General features: G+C 37.7%; 24 protein-coding genes. 13 read left to right on the forward strand and 11 right to left on the reverse strand.

Annotated elements, in window-relative coordinates:
* Positions 1-448 (forward strand): GGDEF domain-containing protein (locus EXE29_RS11570; protein ID WP_130125656.1); only part of this gene is annotated, 448 nt, incomplete at its 5' end.
* Between the two features lie 60 nt (positions 449-508).
* Here the strand turns inward: EXE29_RS11570 and EXE29_RS11575 are convergent.
* From EXE29_RS11575 to EXE29_RS11605, 8 genes are all read right to left on the reverse strand, one after another.
* Positions 509-868 (reverse strand): cupin domain-containing protein, encoded by a 360-nt coding sequence (locus EXE29_RS11575; protein WP_120364708.1) that lies wholly within the window; start codon positions 866-868, stop codon positions 509-511.
* Positions 869-955: 87 nt separating this feature from the next.
* Positions 956-1,504, reverse strand: a complete 549-nt coding sequence (folE, locus tag EXE29_RS11580; protein WP_171356341.1) for a GTP cyclohydrolase I FolE — start codon at positions 1,502-1,504, stop codon at positions 956-958.
* Positions 1,505-1,598: 94 nt separating this feature from the next.
* A complete protein-coding gene (locus EXE29_RS11585; protein ID WP_106986286.1) occupies positions 1,599-2,282 on the reverse strand; it encodes a Smr/MutS family protein in 684 nt (227 codons plus the stop codon).
* 214 nt (positions 2,283-2,496) lie between these two features.
* Positions 2,497-2,919, reverse strand: coding sequence for an FAD-dependent oxidoreductase (locus EXE29_RS17750; RefSeq protein ID WP_252383551.1), 423 nt, complete (start codon positions 2,917-2,919; stop codon positions 2,497-2,499).
* A gap of 2 nt (positions 2,920-2,921) precedes the next feature.
* Complete coding sequence (locus EXE29_RS11590; protein ID WP_252383552.1) at positions 2,922-3,800, reverse strand: flavin monoamine oxidase family protein; 879 nt, start codon at positions 3,798-3,800, stop codon at positions 2,922-2,924.
* Between the two features lie 232 nt (positions 3,801-4,032).
* Entirely contained in the window at positions 4,033-4,839 is an 807-nt protein-coding gene (gene trpC, locus EXE29_RS11595; RefSeq protein ID WP_117007305.1) for an indole-3-glycerol phosphate synthase TrpC, read from the reverse strand.
* Positions 4,840-4,857: 18 nt separating this feature from the next.
* A complete protein-coding gene (trpD, locus tag EXE29_RS11600; protein ID WP_117007304.1) occupies positions 4,858-5,904 on the reverse strand; it encodes an anthranilate phosphoribosyltransferase in 1,047 nt (348 codons plus the stop codon).
* 11 nt (positions 5,905-5,915) lie between these two features.
* The gene (locus tag EXE29_RS11605) at positions 5,916-6,500 is read right to left on the reverse strand and encodes an anthranilate synthase component II (RefSeq protein ID WP_120364709.1); all 585 of its coding nucleotides are present in this window, start codon (positions 6,498-6,500) and stop codon (positions 5,916-5,918) included.
* A gap of 709 nt (positions 6,501-7,209) precedes the next feature.
* Between EXE29_RS11605 and EXE29_RS11610 the strand changes: the two genes are divergently transcribed.
* The 5 genes from EXE29_RS11610 to EXE29_RS11630 all read left to right on the forward strand — a co-directional run bounded on the left by EXE29_RS11610 (position 7,210) and on the right by EXE29_RS11630 (position 12,404).
* Positions 7,210-8,304, forward strand: coding sequence for a capsular biosynthesis protein (locus EXE29_RS11610; RefSeq protein ID WP_165382495.1), 1,095 nt, complete (start codon positions 7,210-7,212; stop codon positions 8,302-8,304).
* Between the two features lie 22 nt (positions 8,305-8,326).
* On the forward strand, positions 8,327-9,781 hold the full coding sequence (locus EXE29_RS11615) for a mannose-1-phosphate guanylyltransferase/mannose-6-phosphate isomerase (RefSeq protein WP_120364711.1): 1,455 nt from the start codon (positions 8,327-8,329) through the stop codon (positions 9,779-9,781).
* Between the two features lie 91 nt (positions 9,782-9,872).
* Positions 9,873-10,973: a KpsE/RkpR family capsule polysaccharide export protein gene (locus tag EXE29_RS11620; RefSeq protein ID WP_120364712.1), complete on the forward strand. Its 1,101-nt coding sequence runs from the start codon at positions 9,873-9,875 to the stop codon at positions 10,971-10,973.
* 1 nt (position 10,974) lies between these two features.
* On the forward strand, positions 10,975-11,757 hold the full coding sequence (locus EXE29_RS11625) for an ABC transporter permease (protein ID WP_106986294.1): 783 nt from the start codon (positions 10,975-10,977) through the stop codon (positions 11,755-11,757).
* Complete coding sequence (locus EXE29_RS11630) at positions 11,754-12,404, forward strand: ABC transporter ATP-binding protein (RefSeq protein WP_106986295.1); 651 nt, start codon at positions 11,754-11,756, stop codon at positions 12,402-12,404. The genes EXE29_RS11625 and EXE29_RS11630 overlap by 4 nt, the downstream gene beginning before the upstream one ends.
* 98 nt (positions 12,405-12,502) lie before the next feature.
* On the opposite strand, the gene EXE29_RS11635 is transcribed toward EXE29_RS11630, so the two are convergent.
* Complete coding sequence (locus tag EXE29_RS11635) at positions 12,503-15,802, reverse strand: glycosyltransferase family 4 protein (protein WP_120364713.1); 3,300 nt, start codon at positions 15,800-15,802, stop codon at positions 12,503-12,505.
* 15 nt (positions 15,803-15,817) lie between these two features.
* Complete coding sequence (locus EXE29_RS11640; RefSeq protein ID WP_120364714.1) at positions 15,818-16,339, reverse strand: DUF4214 domain-containing protein; 522 nt, start codon at positions 16,337-16,339, stop codon at positions 15,818-15,820.
* A gap of 252 nt (positions 16,340-16,591) precedes the next feature.
* On the opposite strand from EXE29_RS11640, the gene EXE29_RS11645 reads away from it, so the two are divergent.
* The 4 genes from EXE29_RS11645 (at position 16,592) to EXE29_RS11660 (ending at position 21,212) form a co-directional block, all read left to right on the forward strand.
* A complete protein-coding gene (locus EXE29_RS11645) occupies positions 16,592-17,695 on the forward strand; it encodes a phytanoyl-CoA dioxygenase family protein (protein ID WP_165382496.1) in 1,104 nt (367 codons plus the stop codon).
* A 154-nt stretch (positions 17,696-17,849) separates the two neighbouring features.
* Positions 17,850-18,977, forward strand: a complete 1,128-nt coding sequence (locus EXE29_RS11650; protein ID WP_120364716.1) for a polysaccharide biosynthesis/export family protein — start codon at positions 17,850-17,852, stop codon at positions 18,975-18,977.
* Position 18,978: 1 nt separating this feature from the next.
* Positions 18,979-20,181 carry a glycosyltransferase family 4 protein gene (locus tag EXE29_RS11655; RefSeq protein WP_120364717.1) on the forward strand — a complete coding sequence of 401 codons (1,203 nt, stop codon included), beginning with the start codon at positions 18,979-18,981 and terminating at the stop codon, positions 20,179-20,181.
* Positions 20,172-21,212: a capsular polysaccharide export protein, LipB/KpsS family gene (locus tag EXE29_RS11660; RefSeq protein WP_117007297.1), complete on the forward strand. Its 1,041-nt coding sequence runs from the start codon at positions 20,172-20,174 to the stop codon at positions 21,210-21,212. The genes EXE29_RS11655 and EXE29_RS11660 overlap by 10 nt, the downstream gene beginning before the upstream one ends.
* Before the next feature lie 20 nt (positions 21,213-21,232).
* On the opposite strand, the gene EXE29_RS11665 is transcribed toward EXE29_RS11660, so the two are convergent.
* Positions 21,233-22,462: a glycosyltransferase family 4 protein gene (locus EXE29_RS11665; RefSeq protein WP_165382497.1), complete on the reverse strand. Its 1,230-nt coding sequence runs from the start codon at positions 22,460-22,462 to the stop codon at positions 21,233-21,235.
* 637 nt (positions 22,463-23,099) lie between these two features.
* Here EXE29_RS11665 and glnA point away from each other — a divergent pair.
* The 3 genes from glnA (at position 23,100) to EXE29_RS11680 (ending at position 26,314) form a co-directional block, all read left to right on the forward strand.
* Positions 23,100-24,515: a type I glutamate--ammonia ligase gene (gene glnA, locus EXE29_RS11670; protein WP_171356331.1), complete on the forward strand. Its 1,416-nt coding sequence runs from the start codon at positions 23,100-23,102 to the stop codon at positions 24,513-24,515.
* A gap of 123 nt (positions 24,516-24,638) precedes the next feature.
* Complete coding sequence (locus tag EXE29_RS11675; RefSeq protein WP_130125657.1) at positions 24,639-25,937, forward strand: hypothetical protein; 1,299 nt, start codon at positions 24,639-24,641, stop codon at positions 25,935-25,937.
* A gap of 98 nt (positions 25,938-26,035) precedes the next feature.
* Positions 26,036-26,314 (forward strand): hypothetical protein, encoded by a 279-nt coding sequence (locus tag EXE29_RS11680; RefSeq protein ID WP_106986304.1) that lies wholly within the window; start codon positions 26,036-26,038, stop codon positions 26,312-26,314.
* Positions 26,315-26,359: the final 45 nt, after the last annotated feature.

The raw sequence follows: 26,359 nt of genomic DNA on the forward strand, positions 1-26,359 counted from the left end.
GCGTGAAATTAGCTATGCACGTAAACATAGATCAGCGCTTTCTTTGCTTGCTTTGGATGCAGATTATTTTAAAACCGTGAACGACCGTTATGGCCATGCGGCAGGCGATATGGCACTAAAGTTTATTGCTGAAACCTTACAAAAATTCAGCAAGGGCAGTGACTATGCTTTCCGTATAGGTGGCGAAGAATTTTTACTTTTACTGGTCGATAGCGACTTGAGCCGCGCCAAAATGGTCGCAGAAAATATTCGAATGTGTATTGAAGATACGACATTGCAAACATCTGTGGGGGAAGACTTTAACTTTACCGTGAGTATTGGTTGTACACAGTACGATGGTCATCCAGATTACCAGCGCTTTTTAGATGCGACTGATTTAGCGTTATATAGTGCGAAAAACCGTGGCCGTAACTGTGTATATGTGACAGAAGTACAGAAAATGGCTTAACCGTAAAATACATCAGTGCGCTTGTAGATGAAGCGCACTGTTTAACTTGCTTGAGTTGATTTAAGCTTCGACCACCACATAATATTTTTTAACTTTTTCAACTACTTCAAATGTCCCTTCAAACGCTGGAGGGATAATTCCAGCTTCGCCAGCACTGACTTCAATCACAATGTCTGAATGCTTATGATGCAGGCGGACACGACCTTCAAGCACTGTAAAAAATTCTTGTTTGTTGGCTGCAAAGACAATATTCCATGCACCGACTTCGCACTGCCAAATTCCACAGTCCATGTTGGGGTGCGCATAAGCACTGTAGGTATGACGCTCTGGGTTACCTTTAACCAGACGATCAGGTCGTGGATAATCAACTGCGCACGTACTATCGGTGAGTCCTTCACCTGCAAGCCAAATCTGTGGCATGGTCTTTTCCTCAAACAAAAACTAAATAATTAATAATGGCTGATAAAAAAGCCCCAACAAAAGTTGAGGCTTGATATACAACAGGAATTAGTAACTTTCAGGCACAGCACTTAAGAATTCGCGACGTTCTTCTTTGTTGGTTTTAAAGTCACCTACAAAAGAAACGGTACGTGTTGTTGATTCTTGCTTGCCTACACCTCGCATCATCATACACATGTGTGCAGAGTCAATCACAACCGCAACCCCGCGAGCGCCAGTTACTTCCGCAACCGCTTCAGCAATTTGCTGCGTGAGATTTTCTTGAATTTGTAAACGACGAGCAAACATTTCTGTAATACGGGCAAATTTAGATAAACCCAAAACATTGCCTTCAGGGAGATAGGCAATATGTACACGGCCATAAAATGGCAAAAGATGGTGTTCGCACAATGAATAGAATTCAATGTTTTTAACTAAAACCATTTCACGGTTATCTGAAGGAAAAACCGCATTGTTGGTCACTTCCTCTAAAGTTTGGTTATAACCAGACGTTAGATAAGAAAAAGCTTTAGCAGCACGCATCGGCGTATCTTTAAGACCTGGGCGATTCAGATCTTCACCAACGGCAGTAAGAATGTTAGCGTAGGATTGCTGCATAGACATAGATGTGTTCACTTACACAGAGAGATTGAACAAGGAGCGCATTGTAGCAGAAAACCATTACAATGCCCGCTTTTAAGGAGAAATCCGATTACTGTTTAAACTTTGGGTTCTTTTCTGCACGTTTTAACAAGACTAATACCGCACCAGTCCCACCTTGTTTTTCAGGTGCACTGACAAATGCCAAAACATCGCGGTGCTGACGTAGCCAACTATTGACGTGGGTTTTCAAGATAGCTTCAGGGCCTTTACCATGCACAATTTTGAGTACATTTTCATTGTTGTCTTTGGCCATTTGAATAATCTGCAAAACGGCACTTCGCGCTTCTTCAATGGTACAGCCGTGCAAATCTACCGCTTCAAACCAGCGTAAATTACCTGCTTTTAAATCTTCAAATACACGATGTTGCAAAGTTGCAATGCGGTAGCTTAAGTTGGCTTGGCTGGCAACTGGATTTAACATGGCCTGTGTGTCGGAAAGCAATGTTTCATCCGTTTCTAGGGGGCCAGTCGCAGAGGCACGTTTAGCAAGAATTTGTGCATCTGGTTTTTTCTTCGTGCTCTTTGTTGTTTTTGCAACATTGCTAGCGGCCATTTTTTGCACGCCTTGCATTTGCTTGCGAAAAAAATCTAAGTCTTCTTGCTGTTCCTGTTCTGGCGTTTTTTCAATAGGTGCAATGGGTTCGGGCGCAGGCGCCGGCTTATTGATTTGCTTTTTAAAAGCATTCAGTAAGTTATATTGTTCTTTAGACAGCGAAGAATCGTGTTTGCTCATAATGGAAAAAACAAGGGAGGAGGCTAAGACAGAGCTAAATTATAGTCCCAATTGTGAAAAATGAGAAATATATTACATTTGCGCTTTATATTTTAAATCTGAGTCAGAAGAGTAGTTTACGACCATTTATAGCCAACGCATGTAAAGCTATGCCGTGATACTTGATGTATTCAATATTCAATCTAAGTAAACACACCAACATCTTATTACCAAACTACAGATTTAATATTCGTTGTGCTGTTTCATAGCCATTGATATAGGCACCATGGACTGTGCCTGCATATTTGAGACTACAGTGTTCCCCAGCAAAAAACACTTTTCCATCAATGTGATTTTCAAATACTTGCGTTAATTTTTGGTTGTGATGAAGTGCAGGGAAACTAAAAGAGCCATAGCTGTTCGGATCAGATCCCCAGCGTGTGATAATCAAGTCTTTAGGTTGGCCAATCGTGGTCTTAAATGTGTCCTGCAAACTTTGCTTAATCATATCCCAGGCCGCATTATCATTCGCACGATCCATAAAAACAGATGCTGACCCGCCAAATAACATTAGATAGGTTGGCTTTTGATAGATGTGTGTCAAATCTAAAAGATTAAATAATTTATTATTGCTCCAATACAGCGTACTGGAATTCATCTCTAATGAAGAAGAATGAAGTGGAAGAACATGTCTAATTGAAAAAACACTTTATTAAATGAACCAAATCCCATGTTATTGATGGCATGACGATAGCTATCTGCTAAGGGTGGGCTAAATTGAAGATGTCCATGTTTTAATACACCTAAAGGTACGGCCACCACAATTTGTGAAGCTTGAAAGATTTGATGGTGTTGATCTTCTATTTCGACATAACCAGATTTAAGCGAAATTTTTTGAACCTTAACGTTGAGCTTAATATCAAGATCTTGTGCAAGATGATGAATCACTTGTGTATAGCCTTCAGGAAAAATGACTTCATCTCCCTCAAAATAGCCTTCATAATTTTGATATTGGCTAGAGAGTTGTTCTAAATCTGTGGCATAAGGATCATTCGCGACATATTGAAAAAAACTAAGCAAAAGCATTTTTAAGTCTTGTGCTGAAAATGCATGATTCTGATCATCAAGTGAATTTAAGATGTTTTGCACAGCCAGCAAAGCTGATTCATGCTCACTTTCTAATAATAAAGATTGTATTTTTTCAATATAATTCTCAAAAACTTGAACTTCATATTTAGTAAATAATTGACCGTTAGCGTGAAAATATTGTGGTTGGTCGTAGTTGAATACTTGAGTTTTAATCTTAAATTTTTGGCTCAATGTCCAGATGGGGTTGTTTTGAATACCATGAATCCATGAAGCGCCTAAATCAAAAATATCATCATTCATTTTGTTAGAGTCGATTCGCCCACCAATTCGATCGCGTGATTCCAAAATAATGACGCTTTTGCCAGCATCTTGCAGTTGTTTAGCACAACTAATTCCTGCAATACCTGCACCGATAATATAAATAGGCAGACCACAGTTATTATTATTCATATAGCGTTTGAATCGAAAATTGAGTTTATAAATTGATTTTATAAAAAGAATGAAAAAGGTCGATCTTTGGCAACATCACTACTATGTAAATTTACCTAAAATTACAAGGGTTTATTGCGCTAAAGTAGAGATCTTCTTTTAATTATATGCACTGCGCAGAGGGCACAGAAAGAAGTATCGCATCTAGCGAAATCGTTTAGGGGTGAATGTGTTCACCCCTAAACCAAAGAATTTATTGTGACTGTGGTACGCCAAATAATTCAGCAAAAGCCTGATCAGGACGAGGCTGTTTCATAAAGCTTTCACCCACTAAGAATGCGTGAATATCATTTTCTTGCATCATTGCTACATCGGCAGGTGTAGCGATACCGCTTTCAGTCACTAACAGGCGAGAAGGTTCAAGCAACTTTTTCAAACGTAGTGATGTATTCAAATCTACATCAAAGGTTTTTAAGTTGCGGTTATTCACACCTAATAGGCAACGATCATCTAAACGGAGCGCACGTTCCAGTTCGTCTTCATCATGCACTTCAACCAGCACATCTAAATTATGCTCAAACGCAGTTTTAGACATTTCTTCCAGTTGTTGATTAGACAAGCATGCCACAATCAGCAAAATACAGTCTGCATGCAAAGCACGAGCTTCAATCACGCCGTATGGATCAATCAAAAAATCTTTGCGTAGCGCAGGTAAGTCACAATGTGTGCGGGCAATCTGAATATTTTCGTCTGCACCTTGGAAAAAATCCACATCGGTTAAAACAGATAAACAGGCAGCGCCAGCTTCTTGATATTGCTGTGCAATTTCTGCAGGGTTAAAGTTTTCACGAATTACGCCCTTAGAAGGGGACGCCTTTTTAATTTCAGCAATTACGCCCGGACGTTTGCTTAACAACGATTTTGCAAAACCACGTACAGGCGTTGCCGCTTGCGCGAGTTCTTCAACATCTTTATAACTTTTCTGTTTTAAGCGAACAGCAAATTCTTCCTGCTTACGGTCAACAATTTTACCTAAGATGGTATTTGCGATATCAACCATGATGTTTTTCCTTAATCCTTAGGCTTCGTATTGTTTCAGTGTTTTTGTAAATTCAGACAGCACGTCCATTTTTTCAAGTGCTTGACCGCCATAGATAATGTCATGTGCCAGCGCAACACCCAGTTTATAGCTTGGTGTTAGGCCAGATACATAGATACCCGCACCAGCATTGAGTGCAATCATATTGGCTGCTTTATCACCTTTGGCGCTTTTTTTCTTGCCTAAAGCATCTTTAATCAGCGCTAAGCTTTCTGCTGAACTTTCTACAGATAAACCTGTTAATGTTTGCGATTCAATATCTACATCTTCAGGTTGAATTTGCCATTCAGTCACTTCACCATTTTTTAATTCTGCAACATAAGTGCTTGATGCGAGGCTAATTTCATCTAGGCCGTCTTTTGAGTGCACCACCATCACGTGTTCAGCACCAAGTTGCTTCAATACCTCTGCAATTGGGCGACAAAGTTCAGGTGAAAATACTCCAATGACAAAACGTTTTACGCCAGCCGGATTCGTAAGCGGGCCGAGTAAATTAAATATGCTACGGAAGCCCAATTCTTTACGTGGACCTGCAGCATATTTCATAGCTTTGTGATGGTTTGGTGCAAATAAGAAGCCAACCCCAAGTTCGCGGATGCAACGTTCTGTCTGTTGCATACTAAGATCTAAATTAATCCCAGCTTTTTCAAGCAAATCTGAAGAACCCGAAGACGATGACACACCGCGACCGCCATGCTTAGCAATTGTCGCACCTGAAGCAGCGATAACAAATGAAGACGCAGTAGACACGTTAAACAAGTTTTGACCATCACCACCTGTGCCGACAATATCGACTAAATTAGGCAAGTCGCTCACATCAATTTTAATGGCAAGTTCACGCATCACACGTGCAGCTGCTGTAATTTCATCGATACTTTCACCCTTTAAGCGTAAGCCCATCATAAACGCGCCAATTTGTGCATCAGAGGCTTCGCCATTCATAATGGTACGCATGACTGCTTCCATTTGTGGCTGAGTGAGTTCGATGTTTTTTGTAATATTATTTAAAGCTTGTTGAATATTCATTTGGATATCACTTATGCGTAAATTTCTAAAAAGTTTTTGAAAATTTGGTGGCCATGTTCACTCAGAATGGACTCAGGGTGGAATTGCACGCCTTCAACGGGCAATGTCTTATGTTTTACACCCATGATTTCTTCCATAGAACCATCAATTTCATTGGTCCAGCAAGTCACTTCTAAACACTCCGGTAGCGTTGCTTGGTCAATCACTAATGAGTGATAGCGCGTTGCTGAAAAGGGAGACGGAAGATTGCTGAAAATACCTTTGTCACTGTGATACATATCTGACAAGCGACCATGCATGACTTTCTTTGCGCGAATAATATCGCCGCCAAAAGCTTGCCCTATGGCTTGGTGGCCTAAGCACACACCGAGCAATGGAATTTTGCCTGCAAAATATTGAATAGCAGGAATGGAGATGCCTGCTTCACTTGGTGAACAAGGGCCAGGGCCAATGACCAAATACTTCGGTTGCCATCGTTCAATATCTTCCAAAGTCACGGCATCATTACGGACTACTTTTACTTCCTGGTTTAACTCGCCAAAATATTGCACGATGTTATAGGTAAAAGAGTCATAGTTGTCGATCATGAGAAGCATTTTAGATGTAACCTTTTGAAATTTATCTAAGTTATTCCTTTACATGCCTGAGTAATCATCGTAATGAGTGACTCAGTATATAAGCCCACTGAATAATAAACATTACAAACAGAGGCTATTGGCTAATATAGCATTTATTGCACGCTTTTTTGGGTTTTTATCAAGGTTTTGAATACGCTATTTTTACAGGTTGAAATTGGTTTTAAATGAAGAATAGATATTTGATTTATATATTCATTGTAGATTCATAAAAAAGAGAGGGATCATTTAGTTGATATTTAGAGTGATTAAATTCGCCTCATAAAATCTGATATTTGATTCAAAGAATCAATCATTAAAATAAAATAAGTTTAAATCAATGAAATAATTAAAAAACTTTTAAAAAATAATGATTTAGAAATTAGATGTTTAAAAATGTAGTAATAATGTCTATCAAATTGATTTCATAGGTAAATTTTATCATTTTTTGTGTGTTTTTTTTCGCCATAGTGCTGTGCTATTTTAAGGGCGTAAGAATAATTTAAAGATGAACACAATGATAATAGATGAATTATCAAATAAAAAAATACTATTACTTCAGGGGCCTATAGGTTACTTTTTTCGTAATTTAGCTAGGGATTTAAAAGACGTTAATGCAAGTGTTTATAAAGTAAATTTTAACGGTGGGGATGAATTTTTCTTTAAAAATGGATGGAATTTCAATGGGGAAATGTATGAATTTTCATCATATATTCAGCAGTTAGTAAAGCAGTATGACATCGACAGCATTATGTTGTTTGGGGATTGTCGGCCTATACATCGTTTGGCACGTGCAGCGTTGTCAGAATTTGAGTTGGAATGGTATGTATTTGAAGAGGGCTATTTGAGGCCGAATCACATCACCTGTGAAAAAGGTGGGGTGAATGGTTTTTCAAGTGTACCTAAGCGATTTCAACAATATCTCCAGCATCATCAAGAAGATCACATTATTGCAGATGATGTTGTGGAATTAGGGCGTACATTTTGGTATGCCGCATTTTGGGCAGCCATTTATTACATTATGGCGAGTTTAAAGTCCAAGCAATATCCGTTTTACCAGCACCATCGGCCACTGACAATTGCCGAATTTTGGCCTTGGTTAAAAGGTGGGATTCGTAAATATCAATTTAAATTAAAAGAAAGGCGTATTGAGAAATATTTATTAAATTTCAAAAAGAAAGATTATTTTTTAGTGCCTTTGCAAACCCATAACGATGCACAAATTGAATTTCATTCTAATTACAGTGGAATTGAAGAATTTATTGAAGAAGTGATGTATTCATTTGCCCATCATGCACCTCAAGATACGCTTTTAGTGCTAAAGCAGCATCCATTTGATCGTGGATACCGTGAATATACGCAACTTATACAGCAACTGGCATTGCAGTTAAACATCAGTTCTCGGGTTTTATATATTCATGATCAGTATTTGCCTGATTTACTTGAAAATGCACGTGGCGTGGTCGTGATTAACAGTACTGTAGGAATGTCTGCAGTAGAATCTTTGGTTCCTGTGAAAGTCTGTGGGCGTGCGGTATACGACATCGAGCCCATGACCATGCAATGCCATATAGATAGGTTTTGGCAACAAGCTTTGGCATGGAATGTGGATGAAAAAGTTGTACAGAAATATCTGTATTTTTTACAACACACCACGCAGTTTAACGGTAGTTTTTACAAAAAAATGAGTGGATGTCAAAACCAAACAGGCGTGGTTTGGTCAAAAGTTAAAGTAGAAATATACAATAAAAATCGTTCAACAAATCCATTGTTGAATGTGAAATAATTGAATTAATAGGAAAATAAAAATGTTATTAAAACCCGTCATACTCTCAGGAGGTTCAGGCAGCCGTTTATGGCCTTTATCTAGAGAAAAAAACCCTAAACAATTACTGAAGTTATTTAACGAAAAGACCTTATTACAAAATACCGTGGGCCGTATTTCGGGTTTGGAACAATATTTTGCGCAAATCTCCACACCACTCATTGTAGGGAATGTGGACTATCGTTTTATTGTAGAAAATCAATTAAAAAGTATGCAATCTATTGCACATTGTATTTTAGAGCCTGTTTCGAGGAATACAGCGCCAGCGCTTACCGTCGCGGCGTTTAAGTCAATTGAAAATGGCCTAGATCCTGTGCTGTTAGTGATGCCAGCAGATCACGCAATTTCCAATATTGAGGCATTTGAAAAGGCTGTGCATATTGCAGCAAAAAAAGCTGATGAAGGTGCAGTTGTTTGTTTTGGTATAACACCACATGCAGCAGATATTGGTTTTGGTTATATTAAAACACAAAAAAATGATCAAACTGGTATTCACCAACTTGAGAGGTTTGTAGAAAAACCATCTTTAGAAATTGCCAAACAATATGTGGCTTCTGGCGAATATTATTGGAACAGTGGTTTATTTGTATTAAAAGCAAGTGTATGGCTTTCACTTATCAAACAAGCCAATCTTGCAATTTACACCGCCTGCGAACAAGCATTTCAACTCTCTACAAAAGTAGATGCATTTACGATTTTAGATAAACCAAGTTTTGAAAAATCAGAAGATGATTCGATTGACTATGCCGTGATGGAAAAATTAGGGCAAGGGGCTTTTTCACATGTACCAAGTTATGTTGTGCCATTTGATGTAGATTGGTCGGATGTGGGGGGGTGGGCTGCGGTATGGGAAATTAGCCAGCAGAATGAACAAGGAAATGTGCTCAAAGGTGTCGACCCAACGCTTGTGCATGCGTCCAAAAATAATTTGGTCTACTCTTCGAATAAGCGTGTGGTTTCTCTTTTAGGTGCAGAAAATTTAATTGTGGTAGACACAGATGATGCGCTATTTATTGCTGACCGTGAGAACCTAAATGAAATGCGCGCACTGGTGAAAAAAATAAAAGATCACTATCCAGCGCTCATGGAAAATGGTCGCAAAGTTGATCGCCCATGGGGAACCTATGATTCAATTGATAAAGAACAAAACTTTCAAGTGAAACGAATCGTGGTTAATCCTGGTGAAAAACTCAGTCTACAAATGCATTATCACCGTGCGGAACATTGGATTGTGGTACGTGGAACTGGACGAGTCACTTGCGGTGAAAATGTATTTTTATTAACGGAAAATGAGTCGACTTATATTCCAATGGGAGAGGTTCATCGTCTTGAAAACCCAGGAAAGGTTCCATTAGAAATAATTGAAGTGCAATCAGGACATTATCTTGGTGAAGATGATATTGTGCGCATAGAAGATAATTATGGTCGTTGTGGTTAAGCACAGCTAAAACAATAGATTTGCGGCGAGAGGACCTTACCGCAAATGGTGATAAAAATTTAAATTTTTAAAATTAGAGTAATGCTAGCGCATGTTGAAACAGAAACGTTTATCGTGGTCATTTGTACTGATTGTGATTATTCCCTCAGTATTTTCAATTATATATTTTGGTCTTATCGCATCAGACCGCTACGTATCTTCTTCAAGTTATGTCATACGCAGTCCACAAAAAACCGCCTCCGCAGGAGGCTTATCCGCTTTTTTACAAAGCTCAGGCTTTGCCCGTTCTACGGACGATGCCTATGTAGTCAATGATTTTATGATGTCGCGTGATGCGGTTGCCAAACTGCAGAAAGAGCTTGATCTGAAAAAAATCTATACCCATGCTCATATCGATTTTTTAAGCAAATTTGATGGTATGGGTTTAGATAATACGATGGAAAATCTTTATAAGTATTATCAAGATCGTGTGAAAGTCACGATGGAGTCCACGTCTTCGATTTCTACACTTGAAGTCCGCGCATATTCAGCAGAAGAGGCATATAAGATAAACAATAAGCTGCTCAATATGGCGGAAGATCTGGTTAATGGCTTAAATGCGCGTGGCCGTCAGGATTTAATCCGTACATCGGCTACAGAGGTGGTGGTTGCTCAAAAACGTGTAGAAGCTATTTCAGCAGAGCTGGTGAAATTTAGAAGCAAAAATCAAATTTTTGATTTGGAGAAACAAGCTACTATTGATTTGCAGCTAGTTTCTAAATTGCAGGATCAGCTGATTTTGGTGCAAACCCAAATTGCGCAAGTGCAGCTGGTGACACCAGAAAACCCGCAAATTTCAATTTTAAAAGAACGTGAAAAAAATCTGGAAAATCAGATTTCCAAAATCAAGGGTCAAATGCTCGGCAATGGCAACAGTTCATATAACAATAAATCGATTGAATATGAGCGCCTCATGGTGGCCAAAGAAGTGGCGGTGAAACAGCTTGCTGGTGCTATGGCGACATTGGAGCAAAATAAAAATGAAGCTGAGCGCAAACAGCTGTACTTGGAACGGATCGCACAGCCGAATATGGCGGATGCAGCCATTGAGCCAAAGCGCTTTAAAAATATTATTTCCACGATTTTGATCTCATTAATTTTATGGGGAATCTATAGTTTACTGGCAGCAGGTGTAAGAGAGCATCAAGGTTAAAATGAATAGTTCTTTTGTCAAAAGCTTAAAAATACAGATTCGGGTGATAGGCGCATTGCTACTTCGAGAGGTGCTGACCCGCTATGGACGTCATAATCTTGGCTTTTTATGGCTGTTTATTGAACCGTTACTATTTACGATCGGCATTGTGATTTTATGGTCTTATACAAAGTTGCATACTGGAAGCATTTCGATAATAGCTTTTTCCATTATTGGCTATTCTTACATTCTCATGTGGCGAAATATCAGCAATCGTTTAGCAGGATCTGTTGAGCCAAACTTATCGCTTATGTATCACCGTAATGTCCGTATTGTTGACGTGTATTGGTCTAGGTTGATATTGGAAATTGCGGGTATTACGATTTCATTTATTCTGCTGATGACAATATTTATCGTGCTGGGCTTTATAGATATGCCAGACAATATTTTTCTGATGCTTTGTGCGTGGCTTCTTTTGGCATTATTTACAGCGGGCCTAGGGTTTGTGGTGGGTGTGATGTCTGAAATATCGGAAGTTTTTGATCGGATTTGGCATACATTCACTTATCTGTTTTTACCCTTTTCAGGTGCATTCTATTTTGTAGATACCTTGCCGACATATTTACAGAAATACATCCTATATGTGCCCCCAGTTCATGCGATTGAAATGTTGCGTCATGGTTATTATGGGCATCTTGTACAGACCCATGAAGAACCGCTGTATTTATTTGTTGTTTCTATAAGTATGATTCTTGTTGGATTGATGGGGATATCTTGGCTGAATAAAAAGGTAATTCCTGAATGATAAAACTGGAAAATGTGTCGAAGCAATACCATATTCATTCTGGCTGGAGAACAGTGCTGGATGATATTAATTTTGAAATGAAAGGAAATGATAAAGTTGGTTTTCTTGGGCGTAATGGTGCAGGTAAATCGACTTTAATCCGTTTGATCAGCGGTGTAGAACAACCTTCAAAAGGAACAGTTTCGCGTGGTGTTTCTGTTTCATGGCCGTTGGCTTTTGGCGGTGCTTTTCAAGGTTCGCTGACAGGTATGGATAACCTGAGATTTATTGCCCGCATTTATGATGTGGATATTCAGTATGTACGTGACTTTGTCCAAGATTTCGCTGAATTAGGAAGCTATTTATACGAGCCAGTTAAAAGCTATTCACAGGGTATGCGGGCACGTTTTGCATTCGCGCTGTCTATGGCAATTGAGTTTGACTGTTTTTTGATAGATGAAGTGATCTCAGTTGGCGATGCGCGTTTTCACCGCAAATGTGAAGAGGAGCTTTTTGAAAGAAGAAAAGATAGGGGTATTATTCTTGTTTCACATGAAGTTCATAATATTCGTGAACGTTGCAATTCAGTTTGCGTACTTCATCAAGGAAAAATGAAGCACTTTGATAATATTGATGAAGGGTATGATTTTTATAATTCCTTGATTTAGGGATACAATTTTTATAATTCGTTAATATTAGCTGAAATTTAGGTTTCATTAGAGTTTGATATTAAAAAAGCCAGATCATAATCTGGCTTTTTTTAATTCTAGATTCTTTGCAGTCTGATTTCACTGATTTTCAGTTTATTGTCCTCATTTACATCTATGAAAAATTCAGCATTTTGAATGTCATTTTCTAGATTAAATATTTTTTTTGAGATGATTGAATTAGTGGATTTTTGAATTGGTAAGTCATTAAAGTTTACTGCAATTTGTTTTGAATTAAATTCATCATAATAGCCAATTGAAAAATTTATCATTTGATTTTGAGGTGAAGTGCCTAAAATCTCAATTGTGTATTTTCCTAAGTCTAAATTGACTAGACCGCAAGTCAAAAGATTTCCTTTTTTATTCTGAGTATAAATTCCGCTCTCATTTTTTAGACCAATTTCAGATTTGAAATAATTGTGAGCAGTGTTTAGAAGTATAAAAGGAAGATCACTAGTTTTCTTGATTTCGAAGCAACTTACATATAAGTCATTTTTTTCAGATGATTCTATATAGATTTCAGCTCTATCAATTGATTCATTTAAGCTCACTGGTATATTGCAGATAATTTCAGGAATATCATAAATTCCTTTGCTTAAAGAGAGGGTTAAGAATCTTTTCTCGAATAGTACTTTGATTTCACCATGTAAATGAGTAACAATTTTAAGATTAATTTCTTGTTCAATATAGGATTTACCATATATTTTAAGATCATAGCTGCCACTTTCTAAAGGGAAATAGCCCCCCCAAACAAGTAAACCTTTTTCAAATTTAGATTTAATTCGATCACTTGAGTAAATACCGCTGGTACTATTAAATTTATTTGAACAAACTGGTAATAGCCAAAGTTTATCGTCACGATGCCATGTTTCGGAATTGTGGCCTTTTGTTATGGCATTCATCAGTTGTTTAGCCGATTCTCCCCAGTTTTGTGATGTAAAATTATTGCCTAATTGCTGTTTATGATATTTCAAAATAATATTTTTCAAATCTTCTGCATCATTAAAATATAAGCAGGAATTTTTAGTTACTTCTCGAAACACAGGGATGTTTCTAGCGATAACGGGTGTATTGTGCTGTAATGATTCAATCAGGGGTAGTCCAAAGCCTTCACCTAATGAAGCAGCAATGAGTGCGGTTGAATTTTTATATAAATATGCTAAATCGGCATCTGATATTTTTGAAGGCCAGAATAAGAGTTTATCTTTATATTGACTTGAATTAATTACTTCAATGACTAAATCATTGTTCCAGCCACGAGCACCAACGATGACTAAAGAACCTTGGTAACCGGAATCCCAGAGATCAGACATTGCTTCAATAACTTCTAAGTGTCCTTTACGGGGTTCGACGCTGCCGACCATTAAAAAAACAGGATTTGAAAAATTTATTTTTTGGAGTTCGATATTTAAATTTTTATCTAAATTTATGTGTTTTTCATTTTTAAAATTACCGCCAAGATGAAACCATCCTATTTTTAAATTCGTATTAATGTTCTCTACGGCATTAAGATAATATTTTGAATGTTCCATTACAGATTGTGAAACACATACTAAATGGTCGGCTTTAGCGATCGCCTTAAACCAGCCAAAATGTACAACTGCTGAATTTGGGCTAAAAAAGCTATCACCAAAATCAAAAGGCAAAAGATCATGAATAACAAAAACTGTTTTACATCCTTGTGATCTGAGTTTTTCGTATGCACCTTCTTTTGTATGTGCATTATGGTCAAGATCGATACTAATAAAAATATCTCCAATTCTAATATCATTAATATCAATTGATGAGTATTTTTTATTAATTTTAATGGTTTTTGGTGGATTATCTATGGCTTCAAGAATGTCGCTATGATGAGAAATTTTAATTGGTATAATTTCAAATTGATCGCTGTAGCTTTCGATTAAAGAATTGTAGATTTCATTTGTTACTCTTTGAATTCCTGTAATAAAATCTACAGTTATTAATTGTGAAATATCATATAGAATTCTAGGTTTTCTATTTTCTCGAAAATTTTTAATTATTTTTAAAGCTATTTGTTCTTTTTTCGTATTACTCAGATCGTCATTAATAGTAATTTTTTTAATAGCGTTGACACTTGAATTTATTAAATAAGAAGTATCAGCAGTAACTCTCTCGTTAGTACTACCAAAAGATTCCATGGAATCTAAAATTAATTTTGCACTTTTTTCCCATGTAAAAGTTTTTGAATGACTTTCACAATATTGCGAAATTTCATTCCTTAACTTTGGATTTTCTATTAAATTTTCTAATAATTTCTTTATTTCTAAAGCATTGTAGGGGTCGAAAGTTAAATCTTTTCTTCCAATTACCTCTGGGAGGCTGGTTGTGTTCGATGTAATAACAGCTGCACCACATGCCATTGCCTCAAGAGCGGGAAGCCCAAAGCCTTCATGAAATGATGGGAAAACAAATAAGTAGCAGACGCTGTATAAATCAATAAGCTGTTTGTCTGTAATATATTTTAGAAAAATATAATCCTCATTGTTTAATCCGCATCTGTATGCATAGTTCTTAAACTTATTCAAATGTTCATCATTTAATATCCCAGCAATGATTAATTTACTATTCTGTTTTGCTGTTTTAGATAAAAGTGAGTAAGCTTTAATTAATTTTAAATGGTTTTTCCTTTCGTCACTTGCGCCAAAATAGAAAATAAGTTTTTTATCTTTTAGTTTACAATCCAGCATCTTTTCTATTTTTTCAAAAGATGGCATGCTATTTTTGAAATTTTTTTCAATACCCTCAGATGTTATTATAATTTTTTCTTTAGAAATTCCTAAGTAAGTTTTGAGTTCATTTGAACATGAATTTGATACTGCAGCGTATAAATCTGCTTCTTTAAACTCTGATATTTGCTCTAAATAATATTTTTTAAAATCAGGATTCGGATCGAGATATATTTTTGGCTGTATTAATGGGATTAAATCATGAGATGTCGCGATTACTTTATATCTTCGAGTCTTTGGAATTGATAAAACGGTATCATCATGATAGCCTTCGAAATAAGTTGTTAAGAAAACAAAGTCAGGATCAATTTTTTCAATAAATTTTTCGCGTAAGATGACTGAGATATTTTTATTAATTTTATTATTTGCATTGCTGCCTGAACAGGGCCCTATACCATACCATATATGAATGTTTGAAATTGGTACAAAGTCAGAATAATGGTTTATTAGTTGTCGTAAATTGTCATTAAATTGGCCATTGAATAATAAATGGCAGTCGTGCTGGGTTACAGCTTCTTTTAAAAATCCAGTAACCATTCCTGTAGTATAGCGACCTATTCCACGGTTACGACTTAGGTTTTGACACCCTTGCATGTCTATAACAATACGCATATTTAAAACTCAAAATTATAATTGTTTGATGATTTCATTGAATAACTTTTGTTCTTTATCATTCAATGTTGCAGTAGCGAGTGGTAATGATTTGATATTCTTATTTCTCACAAGTTTTAATTTTTCAAAACTTATACTGTGAGTTGATAAAAAATGTTCTCGCTTAGGTATATCGTTTGATTCGAGTTTAAATTGCAGCTCGGTTAAACGATTCATCAAGATCCGCTGATTTTTTGGCATAGAAGTTGAAAACAAGCGGACGACGGGCAAATAACCAGAAATGCTCAAAGCTTTGAGACGCTGAACATCGAGGCGAATGAGCGTGAGATCTTTTTGATTAAAATGCAATTTAGTTTCAGCTGATTTCAGCATCTGCTCAATGATTGTTAGACGGTCAATACCTTGTTCTAAACGACCCAAATAATATTTTAATCCTTCAGGGTCAGGCTCTCGATTGAGAAAACAGCGGTACAGAATAGTCACGAATGGCGTACCCCAATATTGGAGCATTTTCGGTATATTTATCAGAGTTGTCATTGTTGTTTGGCTTTATATTTGGGTTAATTGAGTTTTTTTTATTCTATATTTGGCACTTTAGTTTGTATATAGAATATAGGCTTTTGCTCGAGAGTAGTTGTGTAATTATTTCGATGAATAACAGTAATTTAATCAAAAAAAATTAAAATAAGTCTTAGTGTTAAAAGTTGTGTAATTGTGTATATTAAATCACTTGTTATTAACAATAAGTGAATAATAAAGAAAATATTCAATAAATTTAAAAGGTGTCAATTGGATACATACATTCGGGTTCTAAAAAACTATGCTAAGAATAGGCCTCTAATCTTTTTACGCGATATAGTTGGGCTCGTTGTTGGTGAAAAATCATTTGAAAAAAATCATTTGCTTAGCGATATAGAGCTGAACAAATGGGGACTACATAAAAAGCGGGTCGCGCTGGTTCATCGCTTGGCACATCTCAGACGGAAGAAACTTGAAAAACACATTAATGCCGAAGATGCAGCGTTTTTTTATACACATGGATATATTGTTAAAGAAAATTTTTTAACTAAGGCTGAGTTTAACGCACTTCAATCAGAAATAGCGGCGCACAGTTTTGATACTCGTGAAATGCTTCAAGGCAATACGGTCACGCGACGGATGTCACTTGATGCACAGCAACTCCAGCAAACACAAAAAATAGCAGGATTTTTACAAAAAACAGAGTGGAATAACCTCATTAATTTTGTTGCCAGTTTTAAAGTACAACCAATGAATTATATCCAAGTGATATTTTCTAAAATTAATCAAGAACAGCCAGATCCACAGACCAATTTTCACAGTGATACTTTTTATTCGAGTGCTAAAGCATGGCTATTTTTAACGGATGTAGATGAAAGCACTGGCCCGTTTATGTATGTGCCTGGCTCGCACCGCGCAGATGAAAAAAGGTTAGCTTGGGAGCAACATAAAGCGACTCAAATATGTACACAACAACATACTGATGTTTTGTCACAACGAGGCTCATTTCGAATTAGTCCACAAGAATTGCAAGATTTTGGCTTTGCTACACCCATTAAATTTAATGTAAAAGCCAATACGCTTTTAATTGCTGATACTTTTGGTTTTCATGCGCGTGGTGAAAGTGAACAGTCTGCCATACGGGCCGAAATTTGGGCTTATGCAAGGCGTAACCCTATGATCCCTTTTATATTTGGGCATTATTTAGCTTTACCTTGGATAAAGGACAGAGCTGTCGGTTTGTACTGGCATGCACTTGATATTTTAGAAGCTCAAAAAATTAAGCGTAGTCCGTGGCGTAAAGTAGGCAAATTAAAGGTGTTGGATCCCGCTCAAATCACCACTGTAGAAAAGCAAAACAAAACTCACGATTAGGTACGCATAAATGCTAAAAATTACATTGCGAGCGTCTTAAAATTATTGCTAATATTTTTAAGCTGAACAAAAAAAGAATAGATTTTCATCAAACCCAGTCATCCAATGAAAATGTGTTCGAATAAGATGATAGGTAAAGGATAAGAAAAGTAATATGTTGAAAATAACAGCGGTTTTTCTTGGATTAAGTGCATCGGTTATATTGTCTGCCTGCTCAAATTCAACAAGTTTTATCCCGTCTTCTGGACCATCTAGTTCCAAGTTAATGTCGAATGAGACGCTAAATAACAGTGTTCATGTGATTGATATTAACTCAGAGAACTACCTATTTTATTCTCAGGCTACACCAAGTTCGATGACTCAGGCTTTTGTACAACGTGCTAAACCTCAACTTCGATTAGGTGCTGGGGATATTGTTCAAATTTCAATTTGGGAAGCACCGCCTGCAGTTTTATTTGGTACAACATCAGCCGATAGTTTAGGTATATCAGGTGGTGTGCTAAATATGCCTGAGCAAATGATTACAGATCAGGGTTATATCACAGTACCTTTTGTGGGAAATGTCAAAGCATCAGGCCGGACTTTAGATCAAATTCAACAGACTATTCGCCAAGGCCTATCGAAAATTGCGAACAAGCCCCAGGTCATGGCACGCTTAAGCCAAAACAACACGAATACTGTAACCTTAATCGCAGATCGTAAATCGGTAAGTATTCCTTTAACTGCAAAGGGTGAGCGTTTAATTGATGTCATTCCAAGTGTGACGGACATTCGCCTATTGAAATCTACAAGTTTTGTCATCGAGCGCGCTCAGCAACATTTTAGTATTCGAGCGGATGATTTAACTCGTAATAGCATGGAAAATATTTATCTGTATCCTGGCGATACAGTTCGTGTGATGCAAGATCAGTATGAAGTGACGGTATTGGGTGCAACCAATAGTAATACCATACTCAATTATGGAGACAATGGGCTCAGTATTTCCGATGTAATTGCTAAAACTTCAGGTTTGAATGATTTTAGAGCCAATCCTAAAGGTGTATTTGTATTTCGAAAGGCAGAATTTAGTCAATCGAAATTGCCTACAGGTGAAGCAGCACCCGAAGTACTACGCTTTGACTTAACCTCGGCGGAAGGTTTGTTACTTGCACAAAAATTCCAGCTAAAAAATAAAGATATGTTGTACGTGTCGAATGCAAGTGGTTCTGAGCTACAAAAGTTCTTAAGTATTATTGGTTCGATTTTATCGCCAGTCTCAACTACGACATCGATGACCAAATAATATGACGACTCAAAAACCCATTTTGATTGAAATTAGCCGCTTAATCTTTCGCTTAATTAAAGGCAAAACGATTACAGGGATTGATCGTGTGACCTTGGCATATATCAAACATTATGCAAAGCATGCGCAAGCAGTGTTGTCATACAAAGGCAGTGTTCATATTTTAACTCAGGTGCAATCTGAAAAGCTGTTTCAAATTCTGTGTCAAAATCAGCCGAAATTACTGCATTCATCATTTTTTAATGTTTTGACTGAATATGTATTTAAAAATGAGTCAGATTATTCACAGTATGCAGGATGCGTCTATCTAAATTTGAATCATAAAGGTATTGAGTCGAAGTCCTATATTCGAAAAATTCAACAACTTCAGCTCAAAACTGTTTTTTTTGTACATGATCTTATCCCAGTAAATTATCCAGAATATTGTCGTGCACAAGAACAAGCAAAGCATGCACTACGTATACGCCACATGTTGCAAGTTGGGCATGCCATAATTGTTAACTCGGCGTTTACCAAAGCCGAGTTATTACAATTTGCTCAGACGCAAAAGCTAACAGCGCCACCAATTACAGTAGCTTTACTCAGCAGTGATTTACATCATCTGCTTGCACCACCTAAACTTTTGCCTGTATTACAGCATAAAAAATATTTTGTGGTGCTGGCGACCATAGAAGCACGTAAAAATCATTTGTTGTTATTGCAGATTTGGCAACGCCTGATTCAGCAACTCGGCAAAGATGCACCATACTTAGTTTTGGTCGGGCAGCGAGGTTGGGAGGCCGATCAAGTCTTTAATTTATTGGATCGCTGTGAGCTTGTTAAGCGCCGTGTGATTGAATGTTCATCTTCTTGTGATGTTGAATTAAAAGCGACGCTGTTGAATGCACAAGCTTTGTTGTTTCCAAGTTTCGTAGAAGGCTTTGGTTTGCCTTTGGTTGAAGCACTCTCTTTAGGAGTGCCTGTTATTGCTAGTGATATTGGAGTCTTTCGGGAAATCGGACAGGGTGTACCAGAATTTATTGATACCTTAGATACAAAGCTTTGGTATGACATGATTTTGGAATACAACAAAAATGCCTCTTTATTAAGGCAAGATCAGCTGTTACGCATGAAGCACTATCAGCATTGGGAGTGGCAAGATCATTTTAATGCGATTCAGTATGTAATTGAGCCTATAGAGCGGGTAGAGGCGGAATGTCATTGATGGGGCTGCATGCTCTGGAATATGTAAAAGAGGCATGGGTCTATGGATTTTCTTATCGAAAATTTTTGATCCTAAAGACTTTTTTGCCTCATTTACAACTCAAGCGCTTTAAGCTGGATCAGCCTATTTCTGTCGAAGCCGTGTTGATTGTATGGGGTATGCAACCAGTACCTTTAGCATTGCAACATGTAAAAACCTTAATCCGAGTAGAGGATGGCTTTATTCGCTCTGTGGGACTAGGTGCTGCATTTAATTCGCCTATTTCTTGGGTTTTTGATGATTTGGGGATGTATTTCAATACACAAGTGGAATCACGTTTAGAGCGTCTGTTAAATCAACATGATTTTTCGGCTAAAGAATGTGCTGAAGCCAAGATGTTGCAACAGCATTTAATCAGTCAAAAGTTGAGTAAATATAATCTAAAAACGAAGCAGTTTAGTGATTTTCCAGCTATTTCAGGGCGGCAGAAAATTTTAGTCATTGGGCAGGTCGAAGGGGATGCATCTTTACAATATGGATCACCGCATATCAAACGCAATTTAGACCTTCTTGCGCAAGTTCGTCAATTATGGCCAGGCGCCTACTTAGTATATCGGCCACATCCCGATGTATCTGCAGGTTGGCGTAAGGACAGTTTGGGTCTGGCACAAGCACAGCACTATGCCAATGTAATTAGAACAGAAGGTGATATTACGGACTGGTTGGATTGGGCAGATGAAGTACATGTGATGACGTCTTTAACTGGATTTGAAGCCCTATTAAGAGGGAAATCCGTGGTCTGTCACGGTTTGCCATTTTATTCAGGTTGGGGCCTTACTCATGATATATACGCTATAGCGCGTACTAAAAGACCATTGAGGTTAGAGGAATTAATCGCGGGTGCTTTAATTCTCTATCCACAATATCGCTCTTTATTAAATCAACGTCATCCACAGATCACTGCAGTGCAAGCCATAGAAGAGCTGGTCATTTTAAAAAATAAAAACAAAATCAATTGGCTGGGTTGGTTACAGCCTTTCATGAAATATTAATTTTCCCAATAAATCATGGCTTATGCTGTTATCGGCACGCCATGTTTTTGTAAAATTTGCATTATTTTTTCCACACTTACATCCCATGAGGTGAGTGGAATAATGTGTGTAGAGCTTGAGTTTAGATCTTTGCTCCAGACATAAAGGGTTTCTGCCAAAGCATCGGGTTTATCCTGCTGAAAATAGTTTGCTTGGTTGCTACTGACTTCACGAAAAACAGGCAGATCACGAACTAAAAGCGGTTTTTGATAATAGATCGCTTCCATTAGGGGTAAACCGAAACCCTCTCCATAAGAGCAATTTACTGCGCCAACCGTATGTTGATAGAGCAGATTTAACTCAGCATCATTCATATCGTCCCACCAAAATATACGTGTTCCAAAATACGGGGATGCTTTCAAATATTGCAGGGTATGTTCAGATTTCCAACCATAACGTCCAACCAAATATAAATGATGTGGATAGTCTGGATAGCGTTTGAGTAATGCTTCAAAAGCTTGGATTAAACACAAATGGCCTTTACGAGGTTCGATCGTCGATACTTTGAGAATATAGCTTGAGGCTAAGAATTTTTGTTCAAATTCAGGGCGAATTTGCGCCGTATATGTGCTTGGGCTAATTTCACCACCAAGTTTAATGGCTGAGCAAGGCAGATCATCAATCTGATGTTCATGCAGGTATTGAAGCACTTGTTTTTTTACGGTTTCGGACACACAAATAATCTCATCGGCACATACCGCAATGACATTCAGCCAAGCTTGGAGTTTTTGTCTATTTTTGGCGGTGAACCACTCTGGATGCTGTAATGCCAAGATGTCGTTTAAGATAAAAACCTGTTTTGACCCTTTGATTTTCCAGGTCATTAAACGTACTTGATGTTTAATAATTTGATCTGCCGACCAATCTAAACCAAAAAATAAATCACCACTTTTGAGATTTACATATTGGCGTTTTTTAATATTTTTTTGTGGATATTGGGAGAGGGCATACTTTTTTTTGCGAGTTGCATAAATCGGATAGAAATTGAGGTTTGGTGCATGCTGTGGCAGACGAGACCATACCGATTTTACAAGGCGTTGAATGCCTGTACCTGCGTCATTCATAGAAATGACAGAGAGATCGGTATAAATGTTTTTGATGGGTTGAGATTGGGTCTTGGGAGTCTGTTGTTTTAAGAGTTGTCGTGCGTAGCTAATATTTCCTAGACGAATATTTATTTTTAAAAAGTGTAGTTTTAGCTTATGCAGCATGTTGCTCGCCCTTAGATTGATCATGCATTTTATTTTGTATGGAAAATATACGGCAAAATCTGTTCAAAAACATGAAGGAAAATGATTAATTTTGCAGAAAATTCTTGAATAGATCGAAGCACATGGTTCGAGATAAGAAAAAATCTGAGGCCTATCGACTATTTGCTGATTGAAGTGTTCGTTTGACTTTCTTGGTTTAATAGGATTTACAATTAAAACTTGTGTGATACGTTAAAAATTAATTTTTATTTTTCTATTAAAGTAAGTTATGAATTAAATTGGTGCATATTATTTCGCATAGAAAAATTTAAAATTAAGCTAGAGTGATTGATTTTTAAGTGTTTTAGGTAATTGTTTACAAATGGCAGCAGTAAAATAAATCATTACAAAATAAATATGCACTAAATTTGTGCGTTAACTCAATTTTTATTCAGAATTAAATATCTCTAGAATGAATATGGTGCATTTCACTTGGCAAACAGTATAATAAGGTGAAAGCAAAGGTGCATAATCTTTAATTCTGATAAGGAATTCAATATTTTAACTTTGCTTTTATAAAGTTGGTACGGTATTTGCTTTATAACAACCAACTACTAACACGCACATCAGCAGTGCAACAAAAAATCATCGGAGCAAAATGAGCATGGCGAACAAGGTCCTTCAACTCATCCAAGAAAGTGGCGCAAAATGGGTCGATTTTCGCTTTACTGATACTAAGGGTAAAGAGCAGCACGTAACTTACCCAGCAGATTCAATCGACGAAGATACGTTTGAAGATGGCAAAATGTTTGATGGTTCTTCAATTGCTGGCTGGAAAGGCATTGAAGCATCTGACATGATCTTACGCCCAGATGCGGCTACAGGTTTCATCGACCCGTTCTTTGCAGAGCCTACAGTTGTTGTAACTTGCGATGTAATTGAACCTTCAACAGGTCAAGGTTATGAACGTGACCCACGCTCTATTGCTCGCCGTGCAGAAGAATATCTAAAATCTACAGGTATTGGTGATACTGCATTCTTCGGTCCAGAACCAGAATTCTTCGTATTTGACGAAGTTAAATGGGACATCGATATGTCTGGCGCGCGCCATACATTAATCGCTGAAGAAGCTGCTTGGTCTACAGGTAAAGACTACGAAGCGGGTAACTCTGGCCACCGTCCACGCGTTAAAGGCGGTTACTTCCCAGTTCCACCAGTAGATTCTTCACAAGACATGCGTGCTGATATGTGTGCACGTATTGAAGACATCATGGGCCCAGGCCGTGTAGAAGTACATCACCACGAAGTTGCATCTTGCCAGCTTGAAATTGGTGTGAGCTTCAACACAATGGTTCGTAAAGCGGACGAAGTTCAACAGTTCAAATATGCTGTTTGGAACGTTGCTCACCAATATGCAAAAACAGCTACGTTTATGCCTAAACCAATGGTTGGCGATAACGGTTCTGGTATGCACGTTCACATGTCTATCTCTAAAGATGGCAAGAACTTGTTCGCTGGTGACGAATACGCAGGCCTTTCTGAAATGGCGCTTTACTTCATTGGCGGTGTGATTAAACACGCTCGTTCATTGAATGCGATTACTAACCCTTCTACAAACTCGTACAAGCGTTTAGTTCCACACTTCGAAGCTCCAATTATGCTTGCTTACTCAGCGCGTAACCGTTCTGCTTCTATCCGTATTCCTTACGTTTCTAGCCCTAAAGGCAAACGTATTGAAGCACGTTTCCCTGATCCAATGATGAACCCGTACTTAGGTTTCGCAGCGCTTCTTATGGCTGGTCTTGACGGTATCCAAAACAAGATCCACCCAGGTGAAGCTGCAGATAAAAACTTGTACGACCTTCCTCCTGAAGAAGAAGCTAAAATCCCTACAGTGGCTCATAGCCTAGATATGGCTCTTGAAGCGCTTGCTGCGGATCATGATTACCTTCTTAAAGGTGGTGTGTTCACTAAAGAAATGCTTGATGCCTACATCGAGCTTAAAACTGAAGAAGTTCGTCGTCTTAACACGACTACTCACCCAGTTGAATTCGACATGTACTACAGCTTGTAATTCTGTAAAGAATTTAAGCTTAAAAAAACCCGCGTTTATCGCGGGTTTTTTTGTCTGGATATTGTTGAATTTAAATACAAAAAAACTAAAAATAGAGTTTTTTTATTTATAAGAAGAATTAAAATGGGATGGATGCTGTCGCTTAAAACACTATTGTCCTGTTTATTATTGGTAGTTATTTTATTTGCGATTTGGGCAGTGGAGCGTTTACGTCCAGACCAGAAGGTCAATCCAGAAATTGTAAAACAGGCCAAACAGACGATTCGTTATCAATCAAATCTTAAGCAGCACAGTGATTTTATGATCATGGGGTTGGATACACAGCAGGATCAACATCAAAATTTACTGGCACGTTTACGTTATACAGTGAGTCATTTAGATGCTAATAACTATGATCATAAATTGATTATAGAGCGTGCTTTTCAGATTGAACGCCGACTGGCTCGTCAAGATATTGATGAGCGTGTAGTAGAGCTACGCCACTTAACTCAATTTGATCCACATTATTTATGGAGTTTGACAGCTGCAGAGCAAAATAAATCAAAGCTACTTGAACTTGTTCAACATGAACAGGCGTTGTTGATTCGTTACGATGCCTATCTAAAACAAAAAAATGAGCCTTTGTTGTATCCTGCGGGGAGTATTTTGGATGTATCAAGAGAAAAAATTATTGGTTATGCCAATACGCTGCGTTTGTTGTCATTTTGGTTTATGGATCAACCTGCTGAGCAAAAACTGCAAGCAGTCCGCAACTATTACTTGGCTTTAGCCCAACTATTGGCAGGGCATAAAATTAATACCGAAGAGACGGCACTAATTGAAGCCATGCATCGAAGTATTGAACTGATGCATATACTCAATCAGCAATTAGAACAGCCAATTCAATTGGCGCAGTTAAATGAGGCACAATTCAGCAGTGCAGATCAAGCTCAGTATACTCTTGCAATGATCTATGATTTATTGATGACAACTAAAGATGAAGAGTCGGGCCGTCCATTATTTTTCTATGAAGGTGAAACTTTAAATGATATATATGCGGCTATACAGCTGCATCAACAGCGTGTAGCAGGACCATATAATGACTATGTGAAGCATGCTGTGTTGACTTTGGAAAAAGAGCGCGAGAAAGAAGCGCCTGCTTTTAATAGCGAGGGACAGCGCTGGGTAAAAATGGCGCAAATCATGCTCAAACAAGATGAAATCCAGCGAAGAGTGTTAGACAGCAAAATTAGGTTGTTCAATCATCTGATGCAGGGTAACACTGATATCGAGTTACTCAACCAAAACACGCAAGCTTATGAGTATTATCGAACCAGTTCAGCCTATTTGCCACACACCTTATGTATTCGGGATCCGTATAGTTCGGACTATCAGCGTGAGGCGATTTATTTCACGGATGCATGTTTGCTGCTCAAGCCTTGATTGATTATCAATACGATGACTTGCTTTAGTGTCTGCGCTGGTGTTCTCCCTGCTGTTTTCGGTAATATAGAGTAGCATTTTCTATTAATCGTAAGCACATGGCTAAACCACGTAAGAAACATACTGGGTTTTTTCCTTGGATTGATCCAGCGGATCAGGCAAAGGGCTTTAAACTCAACTTCTCAGAAGTCACTTATTTGGAAGTGGGGCGGACCGTTGAAGGTTATAAGCAGGCTGAATTTGTCGAACTGAAAAACCCCGACTTAGCTTTAGAATTTGATTACCCTGAAAGTTTTTATATCACAACTGAAGGGTTGGTTTTAATTAAAACACCACAAGGAAAGTTTGAAGCCATTGCCAAGACAGATAACTTTTAATTCAACACGATAAAATTGATCTGAAAAATGACCCGTTACATAGCG

Origin of the sequence: Acinetobacter sp. WCHAc060006, from assembly GCF_004209135.1 — a bacterium.
GTDB lineage: Bacteria > Pseudomonadota > Gammaproteobacteria > Pseudomonadales > Moraxellaceae > Acinetobacter > Acinetobacter cumulans.

What these genes read in the sequence shown, in the direction of transcription:
- EXE29_RS11640 (WP_120364714.1), bottom strand. Translation starts at nt 16,339, where the DNA reads ATGACAACTCTGATAAATATACCGAAAATGCTCCAATATTGGGGTACG.
- glnA (WP_171356331.1), top strand. Translation starts at nt 23,100, where the DNA reads ATGAGCATGGCGAACAAGGTCCTTCAACTCATCCAAGAAAGTGGCGCA.
- EXE29_RS17750 (WP_252383551.1), bottom strand. Translation starts at nt 2,919, where the DNA reads ATGAATTCCAGTACGCTGTATTGGAGCAATAATAAATTATTTAATCTT.
- EXE29_RS11660 (WP_117007297.1), top strand. Translation starts at nt 20,172, where the DNA reads ATGTCATTGATGGGGCTGCATGCTCTGGAATATGTAAAAGAGGCATGG.
- EXE29_RS11585 (WP_106986286.1), bottom strand. Translation starts at nt 2,282, where the DNA reads ATGAGCAAACACGATTCTTCGCTGTCTAAAGAACAATATAACTTACTG.
- EXE29_RS11590 (WP_252383552.1), bottom strand. Translation starts at nt 3,800, where the DNA reads ATGAATAATAATAACTGTGGTCTGCCTATTTATATTATCGGTGCAGGT.
- EXE29_RS11620 (WP_120364712.1), top strand. Translation starts at nt 9,873, where the DNA reads ATGTTGAAACAGAAACGTTTATCGTGGTCATTTGTACTGATTGTGATT.
- EXE29_RS11680 (WP_106986304.1), top strand. Translation starts at nt 26,036, where the DNA reads ATGGCTAAACCACGTAAGAAACATACTGGGTTTTTTCCTTGGATTGAT.
- EXE29_RS11630 (WP_106986295.1), top strand. Translation starts at nt 11,754, where the DNA reads ATGATAAAACTGGAAAATGTGTCGAAGCAATACCATATTCATTCTGGC.
- EXE29_RS11615 (WP_120364711.1), top strand. Translation starts at nt 8,327, where the DNA reads ATGTTATTAAAACCCGTCATACTCTCAGGAGGTTCAGGCAGCCGTTTA.
- EXE29_RS11650 (WP_120364716.1), top strand. Translation starts at nt 17,850, where the DNA reads ATGTTGAAAATAACAGCGGTTTTTCTTGGATTAAGTGCATCGGTTATA.
- EXE29_RS11665 (WP_165382497.1), bottom strand. Translation starts at nt 22,462, where the DNA reads ATGCTGCATAAGCTAAAACTACACTTTTTAAAAATAAATATTCGTCTA.
- EXE29_RS11625 (WP_106986294.1), top strand. Translation starts at nt 10,975, where the DNA reads ATGAATAGTTCTTTTGTCAAAAGCTTAAAAATACAGATTCGGGTGATA.
- EXE29_RS11675 (WP_130125657.1), top strand. Translation starts at nt 24,639, where the DNA reads ATGGGATGGATGCTGTCGCTTAAAACACTATTGTCCTGTTTATTATTG.
- trpC (WP_117007305.1), bottom strand. Translation starts at nt 4,839, where the DNA reads ATGGTTGATATCGCAAATACCATCTTAGGTAAAATTGTTGACCGTAAG.
- trpD (WP_117007304.1), bottom strand. Translation starts at nt 5,904, where the DNA reads ATGAATATTCAACAAGCTTTAAATAATATTACAAAAAACATCGAACTC.
- folE (WP_171356341.1), bottom strand. Translation starts at nt 1,504, where the DNA reads ATGCAGCAATCCTACGCTAACATTCTTACTGCCGTTGGTGAAGATCTG.
- EXE29_RS11610 (WP_165382495.1), top strand. Translation starts at nt 7,210, where the DNA reads ATGTATGAATTTTCATCATATATTCAGCAGTTAGTAAAGCAGTATGAC.
- EXE29_RS11635 (WP_120364713.1), bottom strand. Translation starts at nt 15,802, where the DNA reads ATGCGTATTGTTATAGACATGCAAGGGTGTCAAAACCTAAGTCGTAAC.
- EXE29_RS11575 (WP_120364708.1), bottom strand. Translation starts at nt 868, where the DNA reads ATGCCACAGATTTGGCTTGCAGGTGAAGGACTCACCGATAGTACGTGC.
- EXE29_RS11605 (WP_120364709.1), bottom strand. Translation starts at nt 6,500, where the DNA reads ATGCTTCTCATGATCGACAACTATGACTCTTTTACCTATAACATCGTG.
- EXE29_RS11655 (WP_120364717.1), top strand. Translation starts at nt 18,979, where the DNA reads ATGACGACTCAAAAACCCATTTTGATTGAAATTAGCCGCTTAATCTTT.